We start from the raw sequence: 26,616 nt of genomic DNA, 5'->3' as shown, positions 1-26,616 counted from the left end.
ACAGTAGATGAGCGACCGAATCACCCAACTCGACGACGCCACGATTCGCAAAATCGCGGCGGGCGAGGTCGTAGAACGGCCCTCCTCGGTCGTCAAGGAACTGGTCGAAAATAGCCTCGACGCCGACGCCGACCGAATCGACGTGACCGTCGAGGAGGGCGGCATCGACCGAATCGCGGTCAGCGACGACGGAATCGGCATGAGCGAGGACGACCTCCGGACCGCGGTCCGGGAACACACCACGAGCAAAATCGAGGACGCCGACGACCTCGATTCGGGCGTGACCACACTCGGATTCCGGGGCGAGGCGCTCCACACCATCGGCGCGGTCTCTCGGACGACGATTCGGTCCAAACCGCGGGACGGCGCAACCGGCACCGAACTCCGGATGGAGGACGGCGAGGTCGAGTCGGTCGGCCCCGCCGGGTGCCCGGAGGGGACCACCGTCGAAGTCGAAGACCTGTTCTACAACACTCCCGCGCGCCGGAAGTACCTCAAGACAACAACCACGGAGTTCTCGCACGTCAACACCGTCGTCACGCGCTACGCGCTGGCCAACCCCGACGTGGCGGTGTCGCTGACCCACGACGGCCGGGAGGTCTTCGTCACCACCGGGCGCGGGGACCTCCAGTCGGCCCTCCTGTCGGTCTACGGCCGAGAGGTCGCCACCTCGATGATAGAGGTTGGCGAGGCGCGAAGCGCCTCGGAACAGCGAGCGGCAACACCGCGAGCAACGGGCGAGTCGCCAGACGGCGCGGTTTCGGTCACTGGCTACGTCAGCAATCCCGAGACCACCCGAAGTACCCGCGAGTACATCTCGACCTACGTCAACGGCCGGTACGTGAGTTCACCGGTCGTCCGCGACGCCCTCGTCTCGGCCTACGGCGGCCAACTCTCGGCCGAACGCTACCCCTTTGCAGTCCTGTTCGTGACGGTCCCGCCGGAGGAGGTCGATGTCAACGTTCACCCCCGGAAGATGGAGTGCAGGTGGTCGCAGGAAGGGGCGGTGAAACGGGCCGTCGAGACCACAGTCGAGGACGCCCTGCTGGACCACGGCCTCGTCAGGTCCTCGGCCCCCCGAGGCCGGAGCGCGCCCGACGAGACCCGCGTCGAACCGGAACGCGAGCGCGACGGCGCGAGCGAGAGCGCCAGCGAGACCGGCGAGCAGGCGGAACTGACCGCCGGAGGCGACGCCGAGCGCGAGCAGTCCACGCTGGACTCCTCGGCGTCCACCGACGCCAGAAACACAGCTGAAGATGTCTCTAATAATTCTAAACAATCGGTAAGCAAATCAGAAAGCAAGTCGGGGACCGCCACGTCGAGAACTGAATCGGTGGTACCCGAGCGCGGGAACCGAACGCCGACCGCGAAAAGCGGCGTTTCCGCCGAGACGACCGCGACCTCTAGTCCGTCCGCCAGTTCTACCGGCGGCGACGCCGATTTCGCCAACTCCGGCGACGACGCCGCTTCCGGCAGTTCCACCGACGACGACGGCGATTCCGGCAGAGAGTCCGTCGCCGAGGCGACCGGTCCGACGACCGAACAGCGCGGTTCGTCGGCCACCCGAAAGTTCTCGGCACCGACCGAATCCGCGACGCTCGCTGGCGATTCGACCGACGACCCCGAGTTCGAGTCCCTGCCCCGGATGCGGATTCTGGGCCAACTCCACGACACCTACATCACCGCCGAGACCCCCGACGGGATGGTGCTGGTCGACCAGCACGCCGCCGACGAGCGAGTCAACTACGAGCGATTGCGCGAGGAGTTCGCCGACGACTCGACCACCCAGATGCTGGCCCAACCGGTCGAGTTGGAACTCACCGCGGGCGAGGCCGCTGTCTTCGACGAGTACCGCGAGGCGCTGGAGCGACTGGGTTTCCGGGCGGAACTCGCGGGCGACCGCGAGGTGGTCGTCCGGACCGCACCGACCGTACTGGACGCCACGCTCGACCCCGAACTCCTCCGGGACGCGCTGGCCGAGTTCGTCTCGACCGACCCCGACCACCGGGGCGACACCGTGGAGGCCGTCGCCGACGACCTGCTGGCGGATTTGGCGTGCTATCCTTCCATCACGGGCAACACGTCGCTCGGGGAGGGGTCGGTCGTGGACCTCCTCTCTGCGCTGGACGACTGCGAGAACCCCTACGCCTGTCCTCACGGTCGCCCCGTCATCATCGAGTTCGGCGAGGAGGAAATCGAGGACCGATTCGAGCGGGATTATCCGGGTCACGCCGGACGGCGCGGGGAGTGAGAAAAATAAGGTTTTTCAGAGGAAACTATTTTTGTCTTGCCGTACAAGGCATGGACAAGAGCCACGACGATGACCGACCAGAACCAATCGCCCTCCGGCCCGTGGGAGGGCGACGTGAACGAGGCCGCAGTCGAGGAGTGGGTCGAGGAGACGACGCCGTTCGAGCGCGTCAAGGATGTTCTCGACACGACGACTGACCCCCAGTTCGCCAAGGAAATCGCCGAGCGCGCCCGAATCAGCGAGCCGACTGCCCGCAAGCACCTCTCGACGTTCGCAGAGGTCGGCCGGGCGGAGGCGATTCCGGCAGAGCAGGGCACGCAGTACAAGCGGTCTGCACAGAGTGTTGCGATGAGTCGAATCGCCGCGATTCACCGCGAGTATTCGAGGCAAGAACTCATCGACGCCATCAAGCGCCTCCGAGAGCAAATCGACTCGCTTCGAGACGAGTACGGCGCGAACGACCCGGACGACCTCGCCTACGAACTCGACTCCGGCGACGAAGGGTGGCAGGCAGTCACCCGCTGGCGAACGCTGGAAGAGAACTTGGACGTGGCGAAGGCCGCGCTCTCGTTGTACGATTTCGACCCGGATGATGGAGCGGCCTCACAAGCGAAGGCAGGTCCAGTCACACAGACCGCCGAGTCTAAAAAACAGACGAAAGGCGCATTCGCCGAACGGGGTTCCGGAGTGTACGCATAGGTTGGAATACATGCTCCCCGGAGATGATTTAGACGGCGAACTTGGACCACCAGACGTAGTTGCAATGGAGCAAATCTGCGAGGTCTTTCGGAGCCTCGACGGACTGGTAGACGAGTCGAGCACTGGGCTGGACGACCTTCTCAACCCGCAAGAACTCCACGTTCACTTCGAGGACGGAATTGGAGACGCCGAGTGGGCGCGATTCGACGTAACGTGGTATCGAAGCGGGTGTTACAGTTTCCACCACGTCGATTCGGAAACCGTGAACTTTCGTTGGGACTGCCATCCGAAAGAGGGTGCCTCGAAACGTCACTTCCATCCGGCACCCAACGCACCGTCTAAAGACGCCGAAGCATCCTGTATCGAAGTACGAGAGCCGGGAACCGTGGCTCGCGCGGTACACAAGCTCTGGCGGCGGGCCTACGAAAGCAGTTCCGTGACGAATCTCAACGAGGCCGAAAATCCACCGTAGAACGACCTGACTACCCGACCACCGAATCCCGAATCGTCGGAAGCACCTCGGTCACGTCCTCCCGAAACACGTAGTCGGCCCGCGAATCCAGCGGCGTCTCGTCCAGATTCACCAGCATCACGGTCGCGCCGTTCCGGGCGGCGCGCTTCGGAAGCGAGGCCGCGGGTTCGACCGTGAGCGAGGACCCGGCGACCAGAAGCACGTCGCCCTCCTCGGCGAGTCGCCGGGACCGGGCCAGCGCGTCCATCGGCAGTCGCTCGCCGAACAGCACCGCGTCGGGTTTCAGCACGCCCTCGCAGGACTCGCACCGAGGAGGACGGGTCCCAGATTCGACCTGCTCGCGGGCCTCGTCGGCCGGAACGTCCCGGCCGCAGTCCTGACAAATCGCCCGGCGAGCGTTGCCGTGGAGTTCGACCACGTTCTCCGTGCCAGCATCACCGTGCAGGCCGTCGATGTTCTGCGTGACGACTGCATCGAGGAGGCCCGCGGACGAGAGGTCGGCCAGCGCGCGGTGGGCCGAGTTGGGTTCGAGGTCGGCGTCCAGCAGGTCCGCCCGGAGGGCCACCCAGTCGGCCCAGAACTCGGCGGGCGAGGCGCGAAAGCGCCGCATGTCGAAGGCGTTCGGGTCGTACTCGTTCCAGATGCCGTCCTCGCCGCGGAAGGGCGGGACGCCGGAGGGCGCGCTGACGCCAGCGCCGGTGAGCGCAGTCGCGGTGTCGGCGCTCCGGAGTTCGCGGGCGGCGTCCTCGATTCGGTCCGAGGAGTCCGCACCCGAGCGGTCCGCATTCGAGGAGTCCATGCCTGCGAGTAGCGGGTCGCCGGCCAAAAGCTATCCGACCGCTCGGGCAATCATGGTCGCCTCCCGGTAGTTGGCACCGGCGAGGACGACGAGGCCCGCGAGGAGAACCCCGAGTTCCCGGCGCGAGATGGTCCAGTCGCGGGGTGATTGGACGCGCTCGAACTCCTCGCGCCACCGAGAACCGGACCGCTGGTGCCAGACCATCACGCCGCGGGTCGCTACCGCGATGGCGACGTAGGCGGTGAGTTCGTAGACACCGCTCCGGCCGAGTGCGACCGACAGCGAGGGCGCGAATCGCGGGGCCTCGACGGCGAGCGACCCGGTGCCCCAGACCAGCGCGCCCTGCACCCAGTTGACCGCCACGACGAGGTAGCCCAGCGGGGTCCGGACCGACCGGAAGGTGTTGCCAGCGACGACGAGGAGGGCCGCCCCGAGGTTCCACGCGAAGATGGTCAGGAACTCGGCCCACACCGACCCGGCGTACTCCGGGAGGGCGCTGGCGGCGTTGGTCGAGCGGAGCAGGCCCGCGGGCAGGAGGTAGTAGCCGACGTACCACGCTGTGACGAACAGGACGGCGCAGACGGCCCAGAGCGAGGCGAACCGGACGAAGGGGTCGTCGTGGTTGACGTATCGGCCGAGGACACCGGCGACGTTCGGGGACGAGTTCGTGGCGGGGTCGGCGGGCATCGGGGCTTCAGACGACGTGGTGCTGACACAAATATTCAATTGGCGTCCCGCCGATTCGCGGGTATGGAAGACGACCTGCTCGACGACCTCGACCGCCAGATTCTCCACCTGCTACGACTCGACGCCCGAAACATCAGCGACACGGACATCGCCGACGAGACCGGTGTGACCAGCACGACGGTCAACAACCGAATCCGGAGCCTCGAAGACAACGGCGTCATCCGGGGCTACCACCCCGACATCGACTACGAGGAGACGGGCTACTCGCTGGTCGTCCTATTCATCTGCACGATACCGCTCGGCGAACGGTCGGCGGTCGCCGAACAAGTGCTGAAGATTCCGGGCGTCGTCAACGTCCGGGAGACGATGGCCAGCGAGCAGAACCTCCACGTCGAAATCGTCGCCCAGACGACTGGGGACGTGGAGCAGACCACCCAGCGACTCGACGACCTCGGCCTCAACATCCTGCGAAGCGACATCCTCGCCAACGAGTCGGTCCAACCGTGGAACGTCTTTAGCGACGAGATGAACGACGAGGACGACGAGGGCGGAGCGGGGTCCTGACAGCGAGGAGCAAAGACGAACGACGACGACAGCGAGGGACGCGGGCGACGAACCACCGAGGAGTGACGTGTCGCAAACGTGCCGATACTCTGGTACGTCGCCGAGTCGAGTACCGGTTAGATTTCTTCAACGAGTACCGGTCGTATCAGGTCGAAGCCCCGACGGACGTTTGAAAATGTGAATAAATATCGCGCTCGGCTTTCTACTTCCAAGCTCGGAGATTGCGGCGAGAGAAGGTAATAAGTCGATAGAGACTGTCTCTCCGGTGATGGGGCCGTCTAATACGTCGCGACTGAGTGAAACGTTCGAGCTGTTGAAAAGCCAGCGCCGTCGTTACGTCCTCTACCACTTACGGCACGAATCGGGTTCGACCGACCTCGACGTCCTCGGTCGGCGAATCGCCGCCTTGGAGGCCGCGACAACCGGGTCGAAGGTAGACGACGAGTCGGTCGAGGCCGTCACGGTGTCGCTGTTTCACACCCACCTGCCGAAACTCGAAGACGCTGGCCTCGTCGCTTACGAACCGCAGACTGGAGCGGTCGAGTTCATCGGGGCGGACCTTCCCGGCGACCTCCTCGAAATGACTGCGGAATTGGAGTACGACGGAGCAGTCACCGCGGAGTGACTCGCGCGACAGAGGTGACTCGCGCGCCGGGAGAGGACCTCCTCGCGGGAAGACGGCCCGGAGAGTAGAGAATTATAGACAATTCTTTCGCAATCATCTATATTTCTTAAACGCCTCCTCATATTGCCAGCGGTTCCAGCACGGCCCCGAAGCCGTCAGAAGTCGAGTAAGCTATCCGCAACCGAGTAAATTATGCCGCGCCCCGCCGACAACCGACCTATGACCGACCTCGTGACCTTCGGCGAGACGATGTTGCGCCTCTCGCCGCCCGACGGCGAGCGACTGGAGACCGCCGACGACCTCGAGTTCCGGTCGGCGGGCGCGGAGAGCAACGTCGCGGTTGCGGCCGCCAGACTTGGCGCTGACGCGGCGTGGACCTCGAAACTCCCCGACTCGCCGCTCGGCCGGCGCGTGGTGTCGGGCCTCCGGCGACACGGCGTCGAGACCGACGTGGTGTGGTCCGGCGAGGGCCGGCAGGGCACCTACTACCTCGAACACGGCGGCAAGCCCCGCGGGTCGAACGTCATCTACGACCGCGAGGGCGCGGCGGTCACGACCGCCGAGTTCGCCGAACTACCGACCGAGCGCGTCCGAGACGCCGCGGTCTTCCACACCAGCGGCATCACGCCCGCCCTCTCGGAGACGCTGGCGGAGACCACCGCCGACCTCCTCTCTGCCGCCCGAGACGCCGGGACGACGACCTCCTTCGACGTGAACTACCGGTCGAAGCTCTGGAGTCCCGACGAGGCCCGCAAGACGCTCGAAGGCCTCTTTCCCGACGTGGACTCGCTGATGGTTGCCCAGCGTGACGCGCAGAAGGTCCTCGGCCGCGAGGGGGACGCCGAAGCAATCGCTGACGGCCTCGCCGACGAGTTCGACTTCCGGACCGTCATCGTGACCCGCGGCGAGGAGGGCGCGTTGGCCCGCCACGACGGCGAGACCTACGAGCAGTCCGCAATCGAGACCGACACCCTCGACCCAATCGGGACCGGAGACGCCTTCGTCGGGGCCTTCCTCGCGCGGCGAATCGCCGGCGACGACGTGGCGACCGCCCTCGAATACGGTTCCGCGACGGCGGCGCTCAAGCGCACGATTCCGGGCGACGTGGCGGTCGTGACCCGCGAGGAGGTCGAGGACGTGCTGTCGGAGGCCGGGGGCGAGATTTCGCGGTGACACTGCGACGGACAGATTCGGCCGCGGGCGACCGAACGCATCCATCGACGGGAGCGATTTCCATCACGCGATTTTCAGGAAGCCAGAAGACGTATATCCGACTGCTGATTCACGGCGAACCAGCATGAAACGAGTAGCGACCGCCCTGCTGGTACTCGTCGTCACTGCGAGTATCGCACCCTCTGCAGTCGCAGGCACCACTGCGTCGAAAATGACGAAACAGACCCCCGGAGAGGCCTACGCCGGGACTCACGTCTCGTTCGACGCCGAGAGCAAGGCTGTGACCGACTACGCGGTCCACGGCGAGACGATGCTCGACTCGGTGCGAGTCCAGTCCGCGAGCGAGGTCGAAGACGGCGGCCTCGCGGACATCGGGGCCTCGCTGTCGGCCGTGACCGAAATCGAGGGCGCTGGCCTCAGTCTCGGCGCGACCACGACCACCGAGGCCCGCGTCTCGGCCGAGGGTAGCGCGACCATCACCGCCCACGACAACGGCCACGGGGTCCTCGTGGTCGCCGCGGGCGACCAGTCCGACTACGTGGTCGCCGACCTCCCGTCCGGCGCGGAGGCCTCCGCTGAGTCCGACGCGCAAGTCGCGGTCACGACCGAGAACGGCACCGAAGGCACCCTCCTCGTCGTCGGCGAGGGCAACGTGACCGTCAACGACGAGGACGACGTGACCGCCCGCCTCGGCGACGACGCCCGCCTCGTCCTCCGGTCGTACCCCGAGGGCAAGGACGACGGCGACGAGAAGCAGGAGGACCTCCTCGTGCAGGGCGAGGCCAAGGCCGAGGCCTACGTGATGGTCGAGAATGGGAGCGACGCCAGCGAGAGCGCCGACGACGACGAGCGAGTCGTGGTCGATACCATTAGCTACGGCGAGAACACGACCGTCGAGACCACCGAGTCCGCCGAGGACGAGGTGACGCTCGCGGTCAACCGGACGACCCACGAGGGGACGATTCTCGTCACCAGCGTCTCCGAACAGGCCCTGAACGCGACCGAGGGCCTCGAAGTCGCTGTTGACGGCGAGTCTGCGGTCGAGGCCCGAACGTACAGCCAACTCCGGAGCGCGGTCGGAAGCGACCAGTCGCGCTACGTCGTCGAGAGCGCGGGGAGCGCCTCGGCGAGTGCGAGCGCCGACGTGCTGATTGCGGTCAACCACTTCTCCGAGCGCACGGTTTCGATGCGGTCGGCGTCCGCGAGCGAGACGACGACGCAGGCCGACGACACGACCGCGGGCGAGTCCGACCAGACGACCCAATCGGGAGCGAGCAGTGAGACGACGCAGGCCGGAGCGAGCGACGAGACCACGAGCGAGAGCGCCGAGACCAGCGTCGTGGACGACGAGACCGACAACGGCGCTGGCGTCCCCGGTTTCACTGTCACGGCGACTGTCGTGGCGCTCCTCGGGGCGGCCCTGCTGGCGCGGCGTCGATAGCCGGATTCCGTTTTCGATTCGTCGCCGATTTTCTCCCGGCCGGGCGTGCCGGGGCCGAACGCCTAAATCCGTCGGGCGTCGTGTCTCAGAACATGACAGCTCACGTCGTTATCGTCGGGGCCTACGGGAGCGCCGGCGTTGCTGTAGCGCAGGAACTGGCCGAGGAGGACGATGTGAAACTGACCCTCGTGGACGACGGGGAACCCGGTGGGGGCCTCTGCATCCTCAAGGGGTGCATGCCCTCGAAAGAGATTCTCTCGGCCGGGGAGGCCCGATTCAAGGCCCGCCACGACCACCGAATCGAGGGGGTTCCGGAGGTGGACCTCGAATCGGTCGTGGCGACCAAGGACGAACACATCCACAACTTCGCGGACCACCGCCGGTCCGCGGTCCACGACCTCGCCGAGCGAGAGAACGTCGAGTTTCTCCACCGGACTGCCCGGTTCGTGGACGACCACACCGTCGCGGTCGGCGACCGAGAAATCGAGGCCGACTACGTGGTGGTCGCCACGGGGTCGTCGGTCAACGTGCCGGACCTGAACGGGATGGACGAGGTGGACTACTCGACCAGCGCCGACGTGCTGGACCGGACCGAGTTCCCGGACTCGGGGGTCGTGATGGGATTCGGCTACATCGGACTGGAGATGGTGCCCTACCTCTCGGAGGCCGCCGAGATGGACCTCACCGTCGTCGAACACGACGACTACCCGCTGGACGAGGCCGACGACGAGTTTCAGGAGACGATACTCGACATCTACCGCGAGGAGTTCGACGTGGACGTGCTGACCAACACGTACGAGCAGTCGATAGAGAAGACCGCAGACGGCGGAGTGCGCCTCCACGTCGAGCGCCGGGACCAGCGCGAGACCGTCGAGGCCGACGAGTTATTCCTGTTCACCGGGCGGCGGCCCGCCGTGGACCGCCTCGGACTGGAGAACACCGCACTCGAACCCGGAGCGGGGTGGGTCGCCGACACGATGCAGGCCCGCGACGACGACCGGATTTTCGTCGCCGGCGACGCCAACGGCCACGAACCCATCCTGCACGTCGCCAAGGAGCAGGGCTTCCTGACGGCCGAGAACGTTCTCCGGCACCGCGAGGACGCGGAGTTGAAGCCCTACCGGAACACCCACCACCACGTCGTCTTCTCGGGCCTCGGGGTCTACCCCTTCGCTCGGGTCGGCGTCTCCGAGAGCGAACTGGTCCGGGAGGGACGCGAGGACACCGACTACGTGGCCGTCACCCGCGAGGCCAGCAGTGACGGCGTGTTCAAGACCAAGGCGGTCCCCCGCGGACTGGCGAAACTCGTCGTGGACGCCGACGACGGGACCGTGTTGGGGTATCAGGGCCTGCACTACCACGCCGACGTGATGGCGAAGACGATGCAGGTCGCGGTGGAGATGGGGTTAGACGTGCGCGAGATTCCCGACCGGGCGTATCATCCGACGACGCCCGAGATTCTGGACGGCCTGATTCGAGAAGCTAGCAAACGACTCGACTAAGCGTACTCGTCTGGGTCGTCCTCGAACTCCCGGCGGTGTTCCTCCGAGCAGAAGACGTAGGTTTCGCCCTCGTATTCGACCTGCGCGATAGCGAACTCGTCGTCTCGGTAATCGGTCTCCTCGGGATTCGACGCCTCCACGTCGGCACTACAGACAGTGCACTGGGCCATCGTCGGACCTGCGACGGCCAGCGCGGAAAGGATTGGGGCCGGAGCGATTCGACGTGCCTAACACATCTATTTATTTCTTTAAATTGCAAATATATTTTCTAAACACGTATATAGGAGTGTCTGAACAACCACCCCGGCGCGCGCTGGGCGGCGCTCTCGTGCGCCGCCCGAACCGCGCGAGGGATGAGTAGCGCAGGCCGGAGCGAAGCGGAGGCCGAGCAACGCAATCGGTTGGGGAGGGTGTGGCCCGCGGTTGCGGTGCGGGGCGGTTGCGGGAGACGGCGTTGCTCACGCCTGAAGCTAGCTCTTTCTCTCTTTCATTCCTCCGGCACGCTCTCACTACTCACCACCTCCGGCACACTTCCCCGAATTCGCTATCCCATCAAGTCTCATTCAGCCACCTCTCCGGGAAAACCCAAACAAACTAAAAATCCGAGGTAGCCGCAACCTATTCGTAGCCGAGCGGCGAACTATCTCCCATGGCAATTCTGGAAATCAATCTCGAAAAACCCGCGCTCGTAGAGGAGTACCAGTATCCCGCGAGGACCACCGCGGAGTCCGAGACGCCGACCGAGGAGTCCGCCGAAACAGACTCCTCGGGCGGGAGCAAGGCCAAGGTCCTCGGCCTGCTGGGCGTGCTGGCCGGGGTCGGCCTGCTGGTCTGGAAACTCAAGACCCGCGGCGGGAGCGAACAGACCGACTTCGAGGACTTCGACGACCCCGAGTTCGACGACGAGGAGTTCACCTCCGACGAGGGTGGGTCGAAGGGGAAGGTCGCGGGCCTCCTCGGTCTCGTGGTGGGTGTCGGGGGTCTCCTCGTGGCGGTGCAGAAGCGCCGAAGCTGAGAAGTCCGTTTTCTCTCGGGTTTTGGTTCGTTTTCGACACCACACAGCACCGGGACCGTACTGCGTGTGTTCCGTGACGGCTAGTTCTGAGAGGTCGTGACGATTACCGCTAAGAGGTAAGAGACAGAGAAGCTAGCTTCAGGCGTGAGCAACGCCGTCTCCCGCAACCGCACCGCGACGGCGGACCACACCCTCCCCAACCGATTGCGTTGTCTGCGAACCACGTTCGCAGATCAGCGAGACGCGGAGCGTCTCGCAAGCCTCGTCGTGGTCCGAGAGAGCGAAGCTCTCTCGTCATCACGAAAATCGAAGATTTTCGAAGACTGCACTCGCTTCGCTCGCGCAGACCTCGCGCGATTCGGCGCAGTCACGACACCGGCGGACAATCCGCGTCCGCCGAGCAGTCACTCGCTTCGCTCGTGACGACCGCGCCAGCACGCGCCGAGACGGAAGTTCAGCCAGCGAGTTACCGCCAGATACCCATCTCTCACCCACTCGGAAGTCCACAACCAACCCCGACCTGCGTTTGGTCCGTCAGCAAAATGGCAAGAAAATTTAAATGGACAGTGCGAGATACCCGAACGTACCCGCATCCATGCCGCCGACGACTGGAGACTACGACCTGCGCGAACTGCGCCGCCTCGCGGACCCCGACCGGGAGACCCCCGACGAGTTCGCCGACGAGGGCGAAGCACTACCGGCCGCGCCCGACGAGGTTCTGCGCCACAGCGAGCGCAACGAACTCGTCCGCCTCCAGAGCCAGTTCTCGGCGGCGGGGGCGCTCCCCGAGAAGCCGTATCTCGAACGCATGCCCGACCAGTACAGCACTGAGGTCGTCGTCTTCGAGTGGCTCGATTTCCTCATCAACAAGGCCGGATTCGAGAACACCGGCAACGCGCTGGAGTACTACGCCGAAATCGGCTGGATAACCGAGGCGGTCCGCGAGGAACTGCGCGAATACATGCGCGGATTCTCCGAAGTCGAGAGCTTCGACCCCGACGTGCCCGGTCCGGCCGACCTCAACATGGACGACCACGTGCTGAGTCTGGTCTACATCGCGCGACTCGCGTCGGTCTGAGGCCGCCATCGCTCCGAACGGAGGCGTGACACTATTGGCGCGTCAGTTGCTACAGGAGGTAATGGGAGTCGAGGGTCTACCATGAGGGGTCCCGAGGAGCACTCGTCGGACGGCGAACAGGCAGGTCCTCCGGCGCTCGGTGAGGGGTTTTTCGAGGAGTTAGTCGCTCGGTCCAGTGATGCCGTGATTACGGCCGACGCCGACGGGCGAATCGTCTACGCCAACGACGAGGTTGAGCGACTCCTCGGCTACGCGCCCGAGGACCTCCACGGCCGGGAGTTCGTGGAGTTCGTGCCGGACCGACTTCGGGACCGCTACGACGGGTGGTTCGACCGCTACGCCGAGGGCGACGCCGGAACCCCCATCGGCAGGGAGTCGTTCGAGGTGACGTGGCTGACCGCCGACGGCGACGAGATGCGCCTCTCGGTGTCGGCGTTCGTCCACGGCGACGACGAAGCCTTCTTCACCGGATTCGTCAGGGAAGCGCCGACCCACAGCCACTCGGTCGAACGCCTCCGCGAGGAGGAGGCCCTCATCGAGGAGATTTTCGACACTAGTCCGGTCGCCTTCGCGGTCAGAGACGCCGAGGGGAATCTCCTCAGGGCGAACGAGCGGGCGGCCGAACTGGTCGGCGTCGGGTCGGACGAGTTGGTCTCGGACGGCGACGACGACTGGACCGTCTACGACACCGACGGCGAACCCCTGTCTGACGACGAGTATCCCGTCGAGCAGGTCCTCGAAACCGGCGACCCGGTGTACAACGAGGAGGTGCTGGTCGAGCAACCCAACGGCAAGCGCGTCCACCTCTCGGTCAGCGCCGCGCCGGTCCACGACGACGGTGAGGTTCGGCGGGTGGTCAGTGCGGCCGAGGACATCACGGAACTCAAACAGACCCAGTTCGAACTCGAACAGCGGCGCGACGAACTCGAAACCGAACTTTCCGAGGTGTTCAGCCGGGTCACGGACGCCTTCTTCGCGCTCGACACCGACTGGAATTTCACGTACGTTAACGACGAGGCCGAGCAACTCCTCCGGCGTAGCGAGGAGGACCTGCTGGGCGAGAGCGTCTGGGAGAAGTTCTCCGCGGCGGTGGGCACGACCTTCCAGCGCGAATACGAACGCGCCATGGACGACCAAGAGCCGGTGTCGTTTGCCGAGTACTACCCGCCGCTCTCGACGTGGTTCGAGGTCCGGGCCTACCCCTCCCAGACCGGTCTCTCGGTGTACTTTCAGGACGTGACCGAGCGCAAGGAGCGAGAGCGGGAACTCGAACGCTACGAGACCATCGTGGAGACGGTCGAGGACGGCATCTACGTCGTGGACTCGGACAACGAGTTCTCGATGGTGAACTCGGCGTTCGCCGAGTTGGTCGGCTACGACGAGGCGGAACTGGTCGGCACCGACCCCTCACGGCTCTACGACGACGAGACTCGGGAGACTGCGGTGAGACTCATGCGGGAGATAATCGACGGCGAGCGGTCGTCGGCGACCATCGAGCATCCCCTCCGGACCGCGGACGGCGGGTCGTTCTCGGCCGAGACCACCTTCGTCGTGCGAGAGACCGAGGAGAACGAGTACGAGCGCGTCGGGGTGACCCGCGACATCACCGAGCGCAAGGAGCGAGAGCGGGAGCTACAGAACCGCGTCGAGCAACAGCGCGTCCTCTCGGAGTTCTCCCAGTACGCCCTCCAAGCCCGGTCGCTGGACGATTTGTTCGACCGGGCGGTCGAACTCGTCGCCGACGTGTTGGGCCACGACTACTGCAAGGTGCTGGAACTCTATCCCGAACAGAACGAACTCCTGCTTCGGAACGGCGTCGGGTGGCGCGAGGGCATCGTCGGCGAGGCCACGGTCGCCAACGACCGCGGGTCGCAGGCGGGCTACACCCTGCTGGCCGAGGAGCCAGTCGTGGTCGAGGACTTGGACGCCGAGGACCGATTCTCGGGGCCGGAACTGCTGACCTCCCACGGCGTCGAGAGCGGTATCAGCACGATAATCGGCACCCCGGACGACATCTGGGGCATCCTCGGGACCCACCACACCGAGTCGCGGACCTACGCCGACCACGACGTGCAGTTCGTCCAGAGCATCGCCCACATCCTGCTGACCTCCATCCAGCGCCAGCGACACGAGGAGGCGCTCCGCGAGCGCAACGAGCGCCTCGACGCCTTCGCCAGCATGCTGGCCCACGAACTCCGCAACCCCCTCGAAATCGCCCAGATTTACCTCGACATGGGCATCGAAAGCGTCGGCAGGCGTGAGGTCGAGGGAGAGGACGACGACGACGCCACGTCGGCCTTCCGAGAGGTCGAACGCGCGCTGGACCGCATCGAGGAGATGATAGACACCCTGCTGGTCGTGACCCGGCGGGGCGGCGACGTGGACAGCACTGAACCGGTCGCGCTCGGCGAGATGGCCGCCGAGTGGTGGGACGAGGTGGACCCCGACGGGAGCCTCGAAGCCGAGGCCGACCGGGAGATTCTGGCCGACCCCTCGCGCCTGCGCCAACTCCTCGAAAACCTCTACCGGAACGCGGCGGAACACGGCGGCCCGGACGTGACGGTCACGGTCGGCGATTTGGGCGACACATCGGGCGATGGGTCGGGGACCACCGGGTTCTACGTCGCCGACGACGGGCCGGGTGTCCCCGCCGAGGACCGCGACCGGATATTCGACCCCGGCTACTCGACCAGCAACGTGGGCATCGGGTTCGGTCTCGCGGTGGTCCAGCAGTTGGTCGAGGCCCACGACTGGGAGTGCAAAGTCACCGAGAGCGAGGACGGCGGCGCGAGATTCGAGTTCCGGGGCGTCGAGACGCCGGAGTAGAGAAATAAAACGCTGTCTTTAAGAATTTAAATTCAATAGAAAGCGAAGAAAATCATTTCTTTCTGGGGTTCCTACCGCAAGGACCGCGCCGAGTTCGCCACGACGACGAGACTGCTGGTGCCCATCGCCACCGCCGCAAAGAGCGGGTTCAGCAGTCCCAGAATCGCCAGCGGGACGGCCACGGCGTTGTAGAGGAAGGCCCACCCGAGGTTGGTCCGGATGCGCCGGTTGGTCCCCTTCGCCACGGCGAACACCGAGGCCACGGCGTCGAGGCCGCCGTCCACGACCACCGCGTCGGCGGCGTCGCCCGCGAGGTCGGTCCCGGTTCCGAGCGCGATGCCGATGTCGGCGACGGCCAGCGCGGGGGCGTCGTTGCTTCCGTCGCCGACCATCGCCACCGTGCCGCGGGACCGGAGGCGCTCGACCGTCTCGGCCTTGGCCTCCGGGGGCACCCCGGCGAAGACCTCCGAGACGTTCGGGTCGGCGCGGAACTGCCCCACGGCGCGCTCGTGGTCGCCGGTGAGGACCACCACATCGCGCCCGGCGTCGGCCCCAGCGATGTCGGCGACGGCCTCGCGCCACCCCTCTCGGGGGCTATCGCCGACTGCCACGACGCCCCGGACCCGGCCGTCCCACCCGACTGCGACGGGAACCCGCCCGTCCTCGCGGGCCGATTCGACCGCGCACCGGAGGTCCGAGGAGAACGCGAATCCCCGCTCGGCAAGCAGGTCAGGGTGGCCGACCGCCGTCTCGACCCCCGCGAGTTCACCGGTGAACTGGCCCGTGACTCCTCGGTCGTGGACCGCGACGCTCTCGGGGTCGATTGCGACCGCCGGAGTCCCGGTTTCTGCAGACCCGGTGGTGTCGGCGGTTCCGGTCTCCTCGCTACCGGCCTCCGCGATGGCATCCGCAATCGGGTGCGCCGAGTAGCGTTCGAGCGCCGCGGCGCGGGCCAGCACGTCGTCGGCATCGACTTCCGCGCCCGCCGAGGAGACGGCCACGTCCTGCACCGCCATCTGGCCGTCGGTCAGTGTCCCGGTCTTGTCGAGGACCACCACGTCGGTCTCCGGGGCGGACTCGAACACCGCGTCCGAGGCCACCACGACGCCCTCGTCGGCGGCCTCGCGGATGCCGGAAGCCACGGCCAGCGGCGTGGCGAGACCGAGTGCGCAGGGACACGAGACGATGAGGACCGTCAGGCCCGCCAGCAGGGCGTCGGCGACCGGCGCGCCGGAGACGAGTCGCCACCCGGTCGCGGCCACCGCGAGGAGGGCGACGGTCGGGACGAACAGGGTCGCCAGTTTGTCGGCGAGGCGCTGGACGCCCGACCGGGAACTCTGAATCTCCCAGAGGAGGTCCACGAGTCTGTCGAGCGTGCTTTCGGCTGACTCGCCGACTTCGACCACGAGCGGTTCGTCGGTGACGACGGTGCCCCCGACGACCGAATCGCCGGGCCTGCGGGTCTCCGGGAGGGATTCGCCGGTCACGAGCGATTCGTCCACCGCCGCGGTGCCGGAGACGACTTCGCCGTCAACCGGGATGCGCTCGCCGGGGCGGACCAGTACCTCCTCGCCGGGCGCGAGGTCGGCGACCGGGACTGCCTCCTGTTCGCCGTCGCCGGTCACGCGAGTCGCTTCCGAGACTCTGGCGCTCGTGAGTTCCGAGAGGCCGCTGGCGGCCTTGCGCTTGATGCGGTCCTCGTAGTAGTTGCCCAGCGTCACGACCAGCACGATGGCGACCGACACGTCGAAGTAGACGTGGGTGCGGCCGACGAGGACCGCCACGGCGCTGTAGAGGTAGGAACTCACCGCCGCCAGCGAGACCAGCAGGTCCATGTTGGGTTGGCCCGCCCGAAGGCTGACGACTGCGCCCCGCAGGATGGGATAGCCGGTGTAGAACAGCACGATGGACGACATCAACCAGACGTTGCCGAACAGGTAGAGACCGTCGAACCCGCCCAAATCGACCAGCGGGTCGTAACCGAGGTAGGTCGGGTAGAGAAACAGAAGGTACCACACCATCACCATCATGCCGAAGATGCCGCCCCCGAGCAGGAACCGGACGATTTGGGTGTCGGTCCGGTCGTCGTCGCCGGAATCGCTCTCGGGGTCGCCGACCGCGTAGCCGTACCGGCCGAGTTTCCGGGTGAGGCCGTCGAGGTCGGTCTCGTCGTCGTAGGCGACCCGGAGCATGTCGGTGGCGTAACTGGCCTCGGCGGCGTGGACGCCCTCGGCGTCGGCCGCCGCCGACTCGATGAACGTCTCGCAGGTCGCGCAGTGCATCCCCTCGACCGAGAGGTAGGTCTGGTCGGCGTCGTCGGGGGCCTCCTCGACCCCGCCTGTGTCGGTCGCGCGGTCCTCGCGGACCTCCTCGGGGTCGGCCGACTCCACGTCGTCAAGCGTCCGAGCGATTTCCAGACACCCCCGACAACAGTAGCCACCGGGGGAATCACGGTCTGTCACCGGGGAATCGCCGGTCGGCAGGCCACACAGAGTACACTCGCCGGGGGTATCCACGGGACTCGAGTCGGCGGTTAGCGACTCGTCATGGACCGCTCCGGACGTTTCGACACACTCCTCGTTTGTCTCTAGGCCGTCGTTAGTTGTCTCACTCATGGGCTATCCTATCGGCTGGTACTTCGGCGCGGGGAGCGGAAGCGACACCCGCGGCACGTCGATTCCCAACAGCACCAGTCCGTGCGCGACCATCAGGTAGCCCAGCACGACGAACGCGACTCCGAGGAGTCGGTGCAGTCGCTTGCTGGCCGACAGCGACCCGAAGACGGTTCCGTACACCAGCAGGGTCGGGAAGGTCCCGAGACCGACCAGCGACAGCAGGAAGGCCCCTCGAACCGGGTCGCCGAGCGCGAAGGCGTAGACGTAGGCTGGGTAGGTGATGGGACACGGCAGGAGCGCGTGGACCAGTCCGAGGCCCGCGATGCGAGCGTCGCCGACGAAGGCGTCTACCCGCCGGGTCAAGACCCCGCTCACTTTGCCGAACAGGCTATCGACCGGGCCGAGCGAGGGGTGGGCCGCCGACCCGCCGACGTAGGTGACGCCAGTGGCGGCGATGAACGTCCCCGCGAGGACCGCCGTCGTCGCCTGCACGCCGGTTCCGGCCGCGAGAACTCGGTCCATCGCGCCGACCGTCACCCCGCCGACGAGCGCCAACACCGCCCCGACAATCGCGTAGCCAGCGGTCCGCCCCAGATTGAACAGGACGTGCTGGCGGACCTGCCGGAGCGTCAGGGTGTCGTCGGCAGTCTCCTCCTGCGCCCGGAGTCGGTCGGCGTAGACGCTCACCAGCGGTCCGCACATGCCGAGGCAGTGGGCACCGCCGAGGAATCCGACGACGAGGAACACTGCGGCGTCGAGGGTTCCGGTCGGGAGCGCCGGTCCGTGGCCGTGCAGGGGGAACATGAGAGTCAGGTCGAGTCGGTCGTTTCGGCAGTGCGCTTCTCGCGGGCGCGTTCGTCGTCAGTGCGCTCGCCGTGGTCGTGACCGTGGTCCTCCTCGGTGGGCGACGTGAGGAGGTAGAGACTGCCGAAGATGAGGACGACGTTGACGACGGCGACAACCGCCAGCAGGCTCCGACCCAGCGCGAACAGCGCGACCGGGGCGAGCGCCAGCAGTGTCACCACAGTTAAACTCCGAGGCGAACGGTTCGACACGACCCTTTTTATGCCAAATCGACTCTGAGACGACTCCATACGAACCGGTAGCAGTACCAGTACTAATCCCATTTCGCCGGTTTTCAGGGTCTGGGAATCGGCTTCTTTCGTTAAATATCCCGTGTTCGTATCGACGCTTATGTCGATGGAATCGGAGACAGAGAGTGCAATACGCGAGGAGGTGCCCGACCAACCTCGCGGCTACGTGGTCGGGTCAGCGCCCGACAGCATCGAACGCGAAATCGGACACGACGAGTTCGACCCGGTTGGTACGCTCGTCCTCATCTTCGGCTACTTCGTGATTCTGGTCGTGATGTGGCTGTTCATGTACTTCGTGGAGTTCCTCGGCCGGGGAATGACGGTGGTCGGATAACCGAGGTGAACAACGATGGAGATACACGCTTACGAGAAACTCTGGCTCGGCGCGGCGCTGTTGCTCATCGTCGGCTTCATCGCCACCGTCTCCTACGGGGCAATCGGGGCCGGCGTCGAGATGATAGACGACGAGGGCGGGACGGTGGACCCGCAGGCCCTCGACGAACACCCCCAGTTTAGCGAACCCGGCGTCTACCAGTCCGGACCGAACGAGTACGAGGTGTACGTCATCGCCCGGCAGTTCGCGTTCCAACCCGGTACGGGCGAGCCGATTCGGGTCCCGGCCGACAGCACCGTGACCTTCCACGTGACCTCGGCCGACGTGATTCACGGCTTCGAGGTCGTCGGCACCAACGCCAACACCATGGCCGTCCCCGGACAGATTTCGACGTTCACAGTCGAAGTCGAGGGACCGAAGGAGTACGGTCTCCTCTGTAACGAGTACTGCGGGTCGGCCCACCACGCGATGGAGGGCACGATGAAGGTCGTCCCGGAAGACGAGTTCAACGCCAGCGCCACGGCGGGGGGTGCCTGAGATGGCGACGTTCGTAGACCGGTACCCCGACGAGGCCGCGGTCGTGAAGGCCTGCCTGACCGTCTCGTTCACCGCGCTGGCCATCGGCGCGTTCTTCGGACTGGTGCAGGCGCTTCACCGGACGGACTACTTCCGGTTCATCAGTTCGGTGGACTACTACACCGTGCTGACGGGCCACGGCGTCCTGCTGGCGCTGGTGTTCACCATCTTCTTCCTCGTCGGGTTGTTCACGTGGGCAGTCGTCCAGAGCCTCGAACGCCCGATGCCGGACATCAGGCTGACGTGGGCGTGGTTCGGACTGACCACGACCGGTGCCGTCTTCGCGGCAGTCGCAATCCTCGCAGGCCTGATTCCGAGCATCGACATGAGCGCCGACGTGCTGTACACGTTCTACGCTCCCCTGCAAGCCCATCCCCTGTTCTACATCGGACTGGCGATGTTCATCGTCGGGACGTGGCTGGCGGGGGCCGACTGGTTCCTCGCGTACCGCGACTGGCGCGGTGACAACCCCGACGAGCGCATCCCGCTCCAGACGTTCATGGTGCTGACGACCATGCTGATGTGGTACCTCTCGACGCTCGGCGTGGCGGTGTCGGTCGTCGTCTTCCTCATCCCGTGGTCGTTCGGTCTCGTGGAGACGGTCAACCCCCTGCTGACTCGGACGCTGTTCTGGTACTTCGGCCACCCCGTGGTGTACTTCTGGCTGATGCCGGCCTACCTGATGTGGTACACCGTCCTGCCGAAGTTGGCGGGCGGTCGGCTATTCAGCGACCCCCTCGCTCGGGTCGTGTTCGTGCTGTTCCTGCTCCTCTCGACGCCGGTCGGCATCCACCACCAGTATCTGGACCCCGGCATCGCGGAGGGCTTCAAGTTCATCGCCATGACCAACACCATGTTCCTCCTCCTGCCGAGTCTGCTGACCGCGTTCACCGTGGTCGCGTCGGTCGAACACGGTGCCCGCCAGCGCGGCGGCAAGGGGTACATCAAGTGGCTCGGCGCGCTCCCGTGGCGCGACCCGGCTTTCACTGGGATGGCGCTCGCCGGGGCGATGTTCGCGGCTGGCGGCTTCTCCGGCATGATTAACGCCGGGATGAACATCAACTACCTCATCCACAACACGCTGTGGGTGCCGGGCCACTTCCACCTGACCGTGGGTACCGCGGTGGCGCTCACGATGATGGCCGGGTCCTACTGGCTCGTCCCCCAACTCACGGGCAAGCGCCTCTACAGTCGGCCAATCGGTCTCCTGCAGGTCGTCATGTGGTTCGTCGGCATGGTGTTCATGTCGAACGCGATGCACCGGGCCGGACTGGTCGGCATCCCGCGCCGGACCGCCGAACCCCAGTACCAGAGCTTCGACTTCAACGCGGTCATCGGGACTGTCGGCGAACTACAGGCCCAAATCGCGCTCGGCGGGACGCTGTTGTTCCTGTCGGTCGTGCTGTTCGTCTTCAACATCCTGCTGTCGGCCATCGAGGACCCCATCGAGAACCCGGTGGACGACAGTCTGCCCGCTCCCCTCTCGGGTGCCAGCGGGAGTCCGCGGGTCCTCGACGACCTCCGACTGTGGACCGCCATCGCGGTCGTGCTGGTGATTCTGGCCTACACGCTCCCGCTGGCCAGCATCGTCGGCGACGCCGGGTGGTTCGGAAACGTGCCGGGCGTCCCGGTCTGGGTGTCGGCGAACGTCGAGGCGCTGGGCGACCTTCTCAGGGAGGTGGTGGCATGACGCTCTCGCGCGCCCAACTCCTCGTGCTGGTGGCGTTCAGCATCCCGGTCGCAATCGAGCTTCGGGTGCTGTTCGGCTTCTTCGGCATCGACCTACCGCTGGTGGCGGTCGTCGCCTTCGAGGCCGTCTTCCTGCTACTCATCGCCGTGGCGTACATGGTCGGCGCAGAACCGAAGTCGGCAACCAAGCACTGATGGCCACCGACACCGCCTCGAATCCCGACCGGGCGCTCCGGACCCCGGCGCGGGCCGCCCGCCTCCTCGTCGCGCTCACGGTCGCCGAGGCGGCGGTTCTGGGCGGGTATCTCGCGGTGTCCGAGACCGAGGTCCTGTCGCTCCGGTACCTCGCCTATCCAGCGATTTGGACCAACGCCGCGGTTCTGGCGGTGACCTACGCCGAGATTCCGCGACCCACCGACCGCCGGACCTACGCGGCGCTCGCCACCGGGGTCGGCTACTTCGTCCTTCTCTGCGCCGCGGGCGGACTGGCCTCGGCGGGCCACGGGTCGGGCCTCGGGTCGGTTTCGCTCCTCGGGGCGATGCCCGGATGGGGACCGCTGGTGGTCGTCTCGGGCGGGGCAGTTCACCTCACGCTCGTCCCCTTCAAACTGGTCGGCTACGCCGGACTGGCGACGCTGGCCTACGGGGCACTGGCCCGAGCGAGTCGAGGAGTACTGGGGAGCGCGCTGGGCCTCGTGACCTGCGTGAGTTGCACCGGGTCGGTCCTCGGCACGCTTCTGGCGGGTATCGGGGGGTCCTCGGTGGCCGTCTCGGCGATGTTGGCTCGGTCCTACGACCTTTCGACCGCCGTGTTTCTCCTCGCGGTCGGCGGGCTATGGGTCGGGTTGAAGCGATAGCCTCGGTTTCGGATTTCGATTTTCGTCCCGAGAGAATGACAACCGGCAGGAACTCGCCGCGAAGAAACAGTCTCAGACGCTCCGCCGCGGCCGCCGACCCATCTGGTTGCGGAGCCACATCGTCAGCACGACTGCGAACGCCGCCAGCGAGACCCCAGATAGCACCGACACCGCGAGGTCGGCCGAGATGGTGAGGCCAGTAGGAGCAAGCACGGCGTATCCGGCGACGGCAGTCAACACGACGCCGAGGACGACGAACAAGCCGATGGCGACGCGAAGCGGGTCGAATCGCTCGGTGAATTTGGTGGTCATGATTCATCCGATACTACGCGAGAGAACGTCATCAAAGGGGAATCCAATTCTCAGGTTCTGAAAATCGGGGCGGGTGTCGGAGCGTAGAATCACCGGGGGATGGGCCCTGACGGATTCGAACCATCGACCACTCGGTTATGAGCCGAGCGCTCTAACCAGACTGAGCTAAGGGCCCGACACATCTACGTATCCCGTGGCACCCTTTTAGCCTATCGCTTCAGGTGATACGGCAGAGGAATTTGCCCCGGACGAAGAACGCAATTAGCGAGGAGGCTATCTGTCGAGATGAGACTGCTCGAAGTTGTGAGCGAGAGAACAGCGCCGTCGCCGGGGCTCGAACTCGCCGAGATGTTCCGGGCGTGCGGCGCTTCGCGCCGGTCCGGGCGTGCAACTCGTCTGCTCGAGCCTGTCGATGAAACGCGATTACTCGCGGACAGCAGTTGCTCGGAGATAAAACTCCTCGCTCGATGTCCGCGAGAAAGTAGCGCCGTCGCCAGGGCTCGAACCTGGGACCACCACGTTAACAGCGTGGCGCTCTACCAACTGAGCTACGACGGCTTCCTGCTACATTTCTGCTTATGCGCGAGTCATTAAATAGGGCTTTCGCTTTCGCCCGAGGGAAGGCATTAGTTAACGCACCAAGACGACACGTTTTCGGCGGGGGGTAGCGAATCCACCGGTAATGACCGGCGAGGACGATTTCGAGGAGGTAGTCGCTGAGGTGGGCGAGCGAATCGACCCGGACGAGGCCGAACGCGGCCGGATGACCGAGGCAGTCGCAGACCTGACCGAGCGAGCAGACGACGCCATCGCGGACCTGCCAGTCTCGGGTGACGTGATTCAGGTGGGGAGTACCGCCCGCGGGACGTGGATTAGCGGCGACCGGGACATCGACCTGTTCGTGCGGTTCCCCGCCGACGTGGCGCGCGAGGAGTTGGAGTCCTACGGGTTGGAAGTCGGCCACGCGGTCCTGCCCGAGGGCCGCGAGGAGTTCGCCGAGCATCCCTACGTCACCGGCGAGTACGACGGCTTCGACGTGGACCTCGTGCCCTGTTACCGCCTCGACTCGGCGACCGAGATTCAGTCCGCGGTCGATAGGACGCCCTTCCACAACCAGTACCTCGACGCGCGCATCGACGCCGACCTCGCGGGCGAGGTCCGCCTGCTCAAGCAGTTCCTCAAGGGCATCGGGGCTTACGGGAGCGACCTCCGGACGCGGGGATTCTCGGGGTATCTGACCGAACTCCTCGTGCTGGAGTACGGCGGCTTTCGGGAGGTAATCGAGGCTACTGCGGACGACTGGCACCCGCCGGTCCGGTTCGACCCCGAGGACCACGGGACCGCCGAGTTCGACGACCCGCTCGTGGTCATCGACCCGACCGACCCCGAGCGCAACGTCGCGGCGGTCTGTTCGGCCGAGAACGTCGCGCGCCTTCAGCACTACGCTCGGGAACTGCTGGCCGACCCCCGCGAGGAGCTATTCTTCCCCGAGTCGGGCGACCTCCTCGGTCCCGAGGCGGTCCGCGACGAAATCGCGGTCCGCGGGACCACCCCGATTGCGGTCCGGTTCGAGGCCCCCGACGTGGTGGAAGACCAGTTGTACCCGCAACTCCGGAAGTCGCTGGCCGGGGTTCGGGACGAGTTGGGCCGGCGGGGGTTCGATCCGCTCCGAGCGACCGCGTTCGCAGACGACGACGCGGTGCTATTCGTGGAGTTGGAAGTGGCCGAGCGCCCCGCGGTCGAGCGCCACGAGGGGCCGCCGGTCCACGTCCGCCAGCACGCAGAAGGATTCTACGGCAAGTACGCCGACGACCCGGACTGCTACGGTCCGTTCATCGACGGCGACCGCTACGTCGTGGAGCGCCGACGCGAGTTCGAGACCGCCGAGGAGTTCTTGGCCAGCGAGGCCATCTTCGACGTGGCGCTAGGGGTTCACGTCGAGTCGGCCTTAGACGACGGCTACGACGTGCTGGTCGGCGAGGCGGTCGGCGAGTTGGCCGAGAAGTTCGGCGCAGAGTTGGCCGCGTTCTTCGACCCGAAACCGTAGTCAGAAATTATTTTTGCGACAAACGGAACTGCGGTTTTGAGAGTTCTCGCGTTCGGAACCGCAGGAATCGACAGGAAAGCAGGAACCAGCAGGACAGCAGTATCCTCGAAAGCCCTCGCGCGGTTCGCGGTCGTTCAGCGACATATCTGCGCCTCTCCGCGCCGGAAGACAAACCGCGTCTTCCGAGCCATCGTCGTCCGAAAATCGGAGATTTTCGTGATCACGAAAGGCTTCGCCTTTCGAACGACCTCACTCCGTTCGGCGAGACACTGCCCGGCGCAGATAGAGGTCGCTGAGACGACCACGGGCCGTCGGCCCGCGAACCCCGCTCGCCCTTTCAGTCCGCCGAGGACAGCAATCGGTCGGCCGAGCGTTTGCTGGCAGTTGGTCGGGCAAGTCGCTACGAGTAGGAAATAAAATAGATTCTTAAAGAACCAATTTTATGTTTAAAAGAAATAAGAGGTCACTTCTTGCCCGTGATAACCTCGGTCTCCCTCTCGTCGTCGGGACTCTCGGCCTCGATTTCGATTTCCACGAGGACGCCGGTATCGAGCAGACTGGCGACCCGGCCGTCGTACTCGCCGGGATGTGCAGTCGGTCGAAAGCGTCGCCGCGGGCCTCACCGACCCAGTTAAGCCCGTCTTTCGCCACCGGTCGGGGACCCTTAGCAACCGGCCGAGAACCTTAGCCCCCTACTGCGGATTCCGCCCGGCGTGAAACGCACGCCAAGTTTGATACGTGGTAGCGTTGTCGTAGGTTTCGATGTGGCGAACACTGTTCGTCGCGGGCCTCCTCGTCCTCGCGGGTTGCGCCACCGAGGCCCCGAGTTCCGCGACGGACGACCGCACCGGAGGCGAGCGGGCGCTAACTGCCGACGAGACGCCGGACCGTCCGAACCCGTGGGGTGACGACGAGTTAACGGTCGCTATCAACAACACCGCGAACTCCTCGCGGAACTTCCGGCCGCTGGTGGCCGACGCGCTGGATTTCTGGGCGAACAACAGCACGCGCTGGGCCGGATTTGCCATCGACTACGAACTGAGACCCAACGCATCCAATCCCGACATCATCGTCGAATTCGTGGACAGCATCGAGTCCTGCGCCAACGTCTCCGACCCGGCCGGATGCGCGCCCTACGTCAATTACGGCGGCGGAGTCTCCCGACCGGTGACCATCGAAGTCGTCGGGTCGTATTCCAACGACTCGACCCTGCTCATCCTCAAGCACGAACTCGGCCACACCCTCGGGCTGAACCACACCGCCGACCCGCAGTCGGTGATGGCTCCCTCCTCGCAGTTGCGGACCCTGCCCCGGCCCAACGCCACCGAGCGCAGACTGCCGTGGAACGACGCCAACTTCAGTGTCTACCTCGCTGACGAGAACGCCACCAACCCCGGCACGGTCCGCGAGCAGGTCCGCCACGCCCTCGACTACTACGCCCGAGGAGCAGACGGAACTGTCCCGGCGAACGTCTCCTTCGAGTTCGTAGACAACAGAACCGAGGCCGAAGTGGTCGTGGAGTTAGGCGACCAGTTACCCTGCCGGACCGGCGACAGCGGTTCGTGCGGCCGAGTCCGCGGCACCGACCCCGACGGCGACGGCGCGCTCGAACGCTACGACCACCTCCGAGTGACCGTCAGCGGCCTCGACACCGAGGCAGTCGGCTGGCACGTCGGCTACTGGCTCGGCTACGGGTTCGGCTTCGAGGACGACGCCGAGTGGCCCGACCCCTTCCGGAACGCGAGTTACGACGAGCGCAGAAGCGAGTGGTGGACCGACGAGTAGTCTCGAAGCTCTGGGTTCACTTCCGAACGACCGACAGGGGAAGGGGAAAGGGAGGAGAATCGTCCGTGGCGTCCCGGTTCCGTGGACCGGGGCCGACCCACCGCCACCGGACCCGACGGCAGGGGGAGTCGTCGCGTCGTTCCGTGTGGTTTGGTGGCGATTGGGTCTACCGCTT

General features: G+C 65.8%; 25 protein-coding genes and 2 tRNA genes. 18 read left to right on the top strand and 9 right to left on the bottom strand.

Going from position 1 to position 26,616, the window contains the following annotated elements; genetic code table 11:
- The first annotated feature begins 7 nt into the window (after window positions 1-7).
- From mutL to P2T57_RS14305, 3 genes are all read left to right on the top strand, one after another.
- On the top strand, window positions 8-2,251 hold the full coding sequence (mutL, locus tag P2T57_RS14315; protein ID WP_276299892.1) for a DNA mismatch repair endonuclease MutL: 2,244 nt from the start codon (window positions 8-10) through the stop codon (window positions 2,249-2,251).
- Window positions 2,252-2,320: 69 nt separating this feature from the next.
- Window positions 2,321-2,950 carry a DUF7342 family protein gene (locus P2T57_RS14310; RefSeq protein WP_276299891.1) on the top strand — a complete coding sequence of 210 codons (630 nt, stop codon included), beginning with the start codon at window positions 2,321-2,323 and terminating at the stop codon, window positions 2,948-2,950.
- Window positions 2,951-2,960: 10 nt separating this feature from the next.
- Window positions 2,961-3,422 (top strand): toxin-antitoxin system TumE family protein, encoded by a 462-nt coding sequence (locus P2T57_RS14305; protein ID WP_276299890.1) that lies wholly within the window; start codon window positions 2,961-2,963, stop codon window positions 3,420-3,422.
- Between the two features lie 10 nt (window positions 3,423-3,432).
- Here the strand turns inward: P2T57_RS14305 and P2T57_RS14300 are convergent, their stop codons facing one another.
- Entirely contained in the window at window positions 3,433-4,221 is a 789-nt protein-coding gene (locus P2T57_RS14300; protein ID WP_276299889.1) for an NAD-dependent deacylase, read from the bottom strand.
- Window positions 4,222-4,251: 30 nt separating this feature from the next.
- Window positions 4,252-4,908, bottom strand: coding sequence for a hypothetical protein (locus P2T57_RS14295; RefSeq protein ID WP_276299888.1), 657 nt, complete (start codon window positions 4,906-4,908; stop codon window positions 4,252-4,254).
- A gap of 63 nt (window positions 4,909-4,971) precedes the next feature.
- On the opposite strand from P2T57_RS14295, the gene P2T57_RS14290 reads away from it, so the two are divergent.
- The 5 genes from P2T57_RS14290 (at window position 4,972) to P2T57_RS14270 (ending at window position 10,213) form a co-directional block, all read left to right on the top strand.
- Window positions 4,972-5,472 carry an Lrp/AsnC family transcriptional regulator gene (locus tag P2T57_RS14290; RefSeq protein ID WP_276299887.1) on the top strand — a complete coding sequence of 167 codons (501 nt, stop codon included), beginning with the start codon at window positions 4,972-4,974 and terminating at the stop codon, window positions 5,470-5,472.
- A gap of 313 nt (window positions 5,473-5,785) precedes the next feature.
- Complete coding sequence (locus P2T57_RS14285; protein ID WP_276299886.1) at window positions 5,786-6,097, top strand: DUF7344 domain-containing protein; 312 nt, start codon at window positions 5,786-5,788, stop codon at window positions 6,095-6,097.
- 219 nt (window positions 6,098-6,316) lie between these two features.
- On the top strand, window positions 6,317-7,270 hold the full coding sequence (gene kdgK1, locus P2T57_RS14280) for a bifunctional 2-dehydro-3-deoxygluconokinase/2-dehydro-3-deoxygalactonokinase (protein ID WP_276299885.1): 954 nt from the start codon (window positions 6,317-6,319) through the stop codon (window positions 7,268-7,270).
- A 124-nt stretch (window positions 7,271-7,394) separates the two neighbouring features.
- Window positions 7,395-8,711 (top strand): PGF-CTERM sorting domain-containing protein, encoded by a 1,317-nt coding sequence (locus P2T57_RS14275; protein ID WP_276299884.1) that lies wholly within the window; start codon window positions 7,395-7,397, stop codon window positions 8,709-8,711.
- 92 nt (window positions 8,712-8,803) lie between these two features.
- A complete protein-coding gene (locus P2T57_RS14270) occupies window positions 8,804-10,213 on the top strand; it encodes a dihydrolipoyl dehydrogenase family protein (protein ID WP_276299883.1) in 1,410 nt (469 codons plus the stop codon).
- Here P2T57_RS14270 and P2T57_RS14265 read toward each other — a convergent pair.
- Entirely contained in the window at window positions 10,210-10,383 is a 174-nt protein-coding gene (locus P2T57_RS14265) for a YHS domain-containing protein (protein ID WP_276299882.1), read from the bottom strand. The genes P2T57_RS14270 and P2T57_RS14265 overlap by 4 nt on opposite strands.
- A 479-nt stretch (window positions 10,384-10,862) precedes the next feature.
- On the opposite strand from P2T57_RS14265, the gene P2T57_RS14260 reads away from it, so the two are divergent.
- From P2T57_RS14260 to P2T57_RS14250, 3 genes are all read left to right on the top strand, one after another.
- The gene (locus P2T57_RS14260) at window positions 10,863-11,228 is read left to right on the top strand and encodes a hypothetical protein (protein ID WP_276299881.1); all 366 of its coding nucleotides are present in this window, start codon (window positions 10,863-10,865) and stop codon (window positions 11,226-11,228) included.
- Between the two features lie 595 nt (window positions 11,229-11,823).
- Complete coding sequence (locus P2T57_RS14255) at window positions 11,824-12,306, top strand: FlaD/FlaE family flagellar protein (RefSeq protein ID WP_276299880.1); 483 nt, start codon at window positions 11,824-11,826, stop codon at window positions 12,304-12,306.
- An 81-nt stretch (window positions 12,307-12,387) separates the two neighbouring features.
- Entirely contained in the window at window positions 12,388-15,132 is a 2,745-nt protein-coding gene (locus tag P2T57_RS14250; protein ID WP_276299879.1) for a PAS domain S-box protein, read from the top strand.
- A gap of 71 nt (window positions 15,133-15,203) precedes the next feature.
- Here the strand turns inward: P2T57_RS14250 and P2T57_RS14245 are convergent, their stop codons facing one another.
- Genes P2T57_RS14245 through P2T57_RS14235 form a run of 3 tightly spaced genes read right to left on the bottom strand, consistent with a single transcriptional unit; the run spans window position 15,204 to window position 18,841 of the window.
- Window positions 15,204-17,747, bottom strand: a complete 2,544-nt coding sequence (locus P2T57_RS14245; protein ID WP_276299878.1) for a heavy metal translocating P-type ATPase — start codon at window positions 17,745-17,747, stop codon at window positions 15,204-15,206.
- 3 nt (window positions 17,748-17,750) lie between these two features.
- Complete coding sequence (locus P2T57_RS14240; protein ID WP_276299877.1) at window positions 17,751-18,551, bottom strand: sulfite exporter TauE/SafE family protein; 801 nt, start codon at window positions 18,549-18,551, stop codon at window positions 17,751-17,753.
- A 5-nt stretch (window positions 18,552-18,556) separates the two neighbouring features.
- A complete protein-coding gene (locus P2T57_RS14235) occupies window positions 18,557-18,841 on the bottom strand; it encodes a DUF8131 family protein (protein ID WP_474198308.1) in 285 nt (94 codons plus the stop codon).
- 100 nt (window positions 18,842-18,941) lie between these two features.
- On the opposite strand from P2T57_RS14235, the gene P2T57_RS14230 reads away from it, so the two are divergent.
- The 5 genes from P2T57_RS14230 to P2T57_RS14210 are packed head-to-tail and all read left to right on the top strand — an operon-like array spanning window position 18,942 to window position 22,297.
- A complete protein-coding gene (locus P2T57_RS14230; RefSeq protein WP_420028502.1) occupies window positions 18,942-19,175 on the top strand; it encodes a hypothetical protein in 234 nt (77 codons plus the stop codon).
- Window positions 19,176-19,190: 15 nt separating this feature from the next.
- Window positions 19,191-19,712, top strand: coding sequence for a cytochrome c oxidase subunit II (locus P2T57_RS14225; protein ID WP_276299874.1), 522 nt, complete (start codon window positions 19,191-19,193; stop codon window positions 19,710-19,712).
- 1 nt (window position 19,713) lies between these two features.
- Complete coding sequence (locus P2T57_RS14220; protein ID WP_276299873.1) at window positions 19,714-21,441, top strand: b(o/a)3-type cytochrome-c oxidase subunit 1; 1,728 nt, start codon at window positions 19,714-19,716, stop codon at window positions 21,439-21,441.
- On the top strand, window positions 21,438-21,635 hold the full coding sequence (locus tag P2T57_RS14215; RefSeq protein WP_276299872.1) for a CbaC protein: 198 nt from the start codon (window positions 21,438-21,440) through the stop codon (window positions 21,633-21,635). The genes P2T57_RS14220 and P2T57_RS14215 overlap by 4 nt, the downstream gene beginning before the upstream one ends.
- Window positions 21,635-22,297: a DUF7546 family protein gene (locus tag P2T57_RS14210; protein ID WP_276299871.1), complete on the top strand. Its 663-nt coding sequence runs from the start codon at window positions 21,635-21,637 to the stop codon at window positions 22,295-22,297. The genes P2T57_RS14215 and P2T57_RS14210 overlap by 1 nt, the downstream gene beginning before the upstream one ends.
- Window positions 22,298-22,369: 72 nt before the next feature.
- Here the strand turns inward: P2T57_RS14210 and P2T57_RS14205 are convergent, their stop codons facing one another.
- The 3 genes from P2T57_RS14205 to P2T57_RS14195 all read right to left on the bottom strand — a co-directional run bounded on the left by P2T57_RS14205 (window position 22,370) and on the right by P2T57_RS14195 (window position 23,167).
- On the bottom strand, window positions 22,370-22,609 hold the full coding sequence (locus tag P2T57_RS14205; RefSeq protein WP_276299870.1) for a hypothetical protein: 240 nt from the start codon (window positions 22,607-22,609) through the stop codon (window positions 22,370-22,372).
- Between the two features lie 100 nt (window positions 22,610-22,709).
- Window positions 22,710-22,784 (bottom strand) — tRNA-Ile (locus P2T57_RS14200).
- Window positions 22,785-23,094: 310 nt separating this feature from the next.
- Window positions 23,095-23,167 (bottom strand) — tRNA-Asn (locus tag P2T57_RS14195).
- A gap of 124 nt (window positions 23,168-23,291) precedes the next feature.
- Here P2T57_RS14195 and cca point away from each other — a divergent pair.
- Together cca and P2T57_RS14185 are read left to right on the top strand one after the other, a co-directional pair.
- On the top strand, window positions 23,292-24,656 hold the full coding sequence (gene cca, locus P2T57_RS14190; protein WP_276299869.1) for a CCA tRNA nucleotidyltransferase: 1,365 nt from the start codon (window positions 23,292-23,294) through the stop codon (window positions 24,654-24,656).
- A gap of 762 nt (window positions 24,657-25,418) precedes the next feature.
- Complete coding sequence (locus tag P2T57_RS14185; protein WP_276299868.1) at window positions 25,419-26,441, top strand: matrixin family metalloprotease; 1,023 nt, start codon at window positions 25,419-25,421, stop codon at window positions 26,439-26,441.
- Window positions 26,442-26,616 lie beyond the last annotated feature (175 nt).

The sequence above is a fragment of the Halorussus lipolyticus genome, assembly GCF_029338375.1.
Classification (GTDB): domain Archaea; phylum Halobacteriota; class Halobacteria; order Halobacteriales; family Haladaptataceae; genus Halorussus; species Halorussus lipolyticus.
The sequence above is the reverse complement of the archived record's forward strand: the minus strand, read 5'-3'. Positions and strand labels throughout refer to the sequence as shown.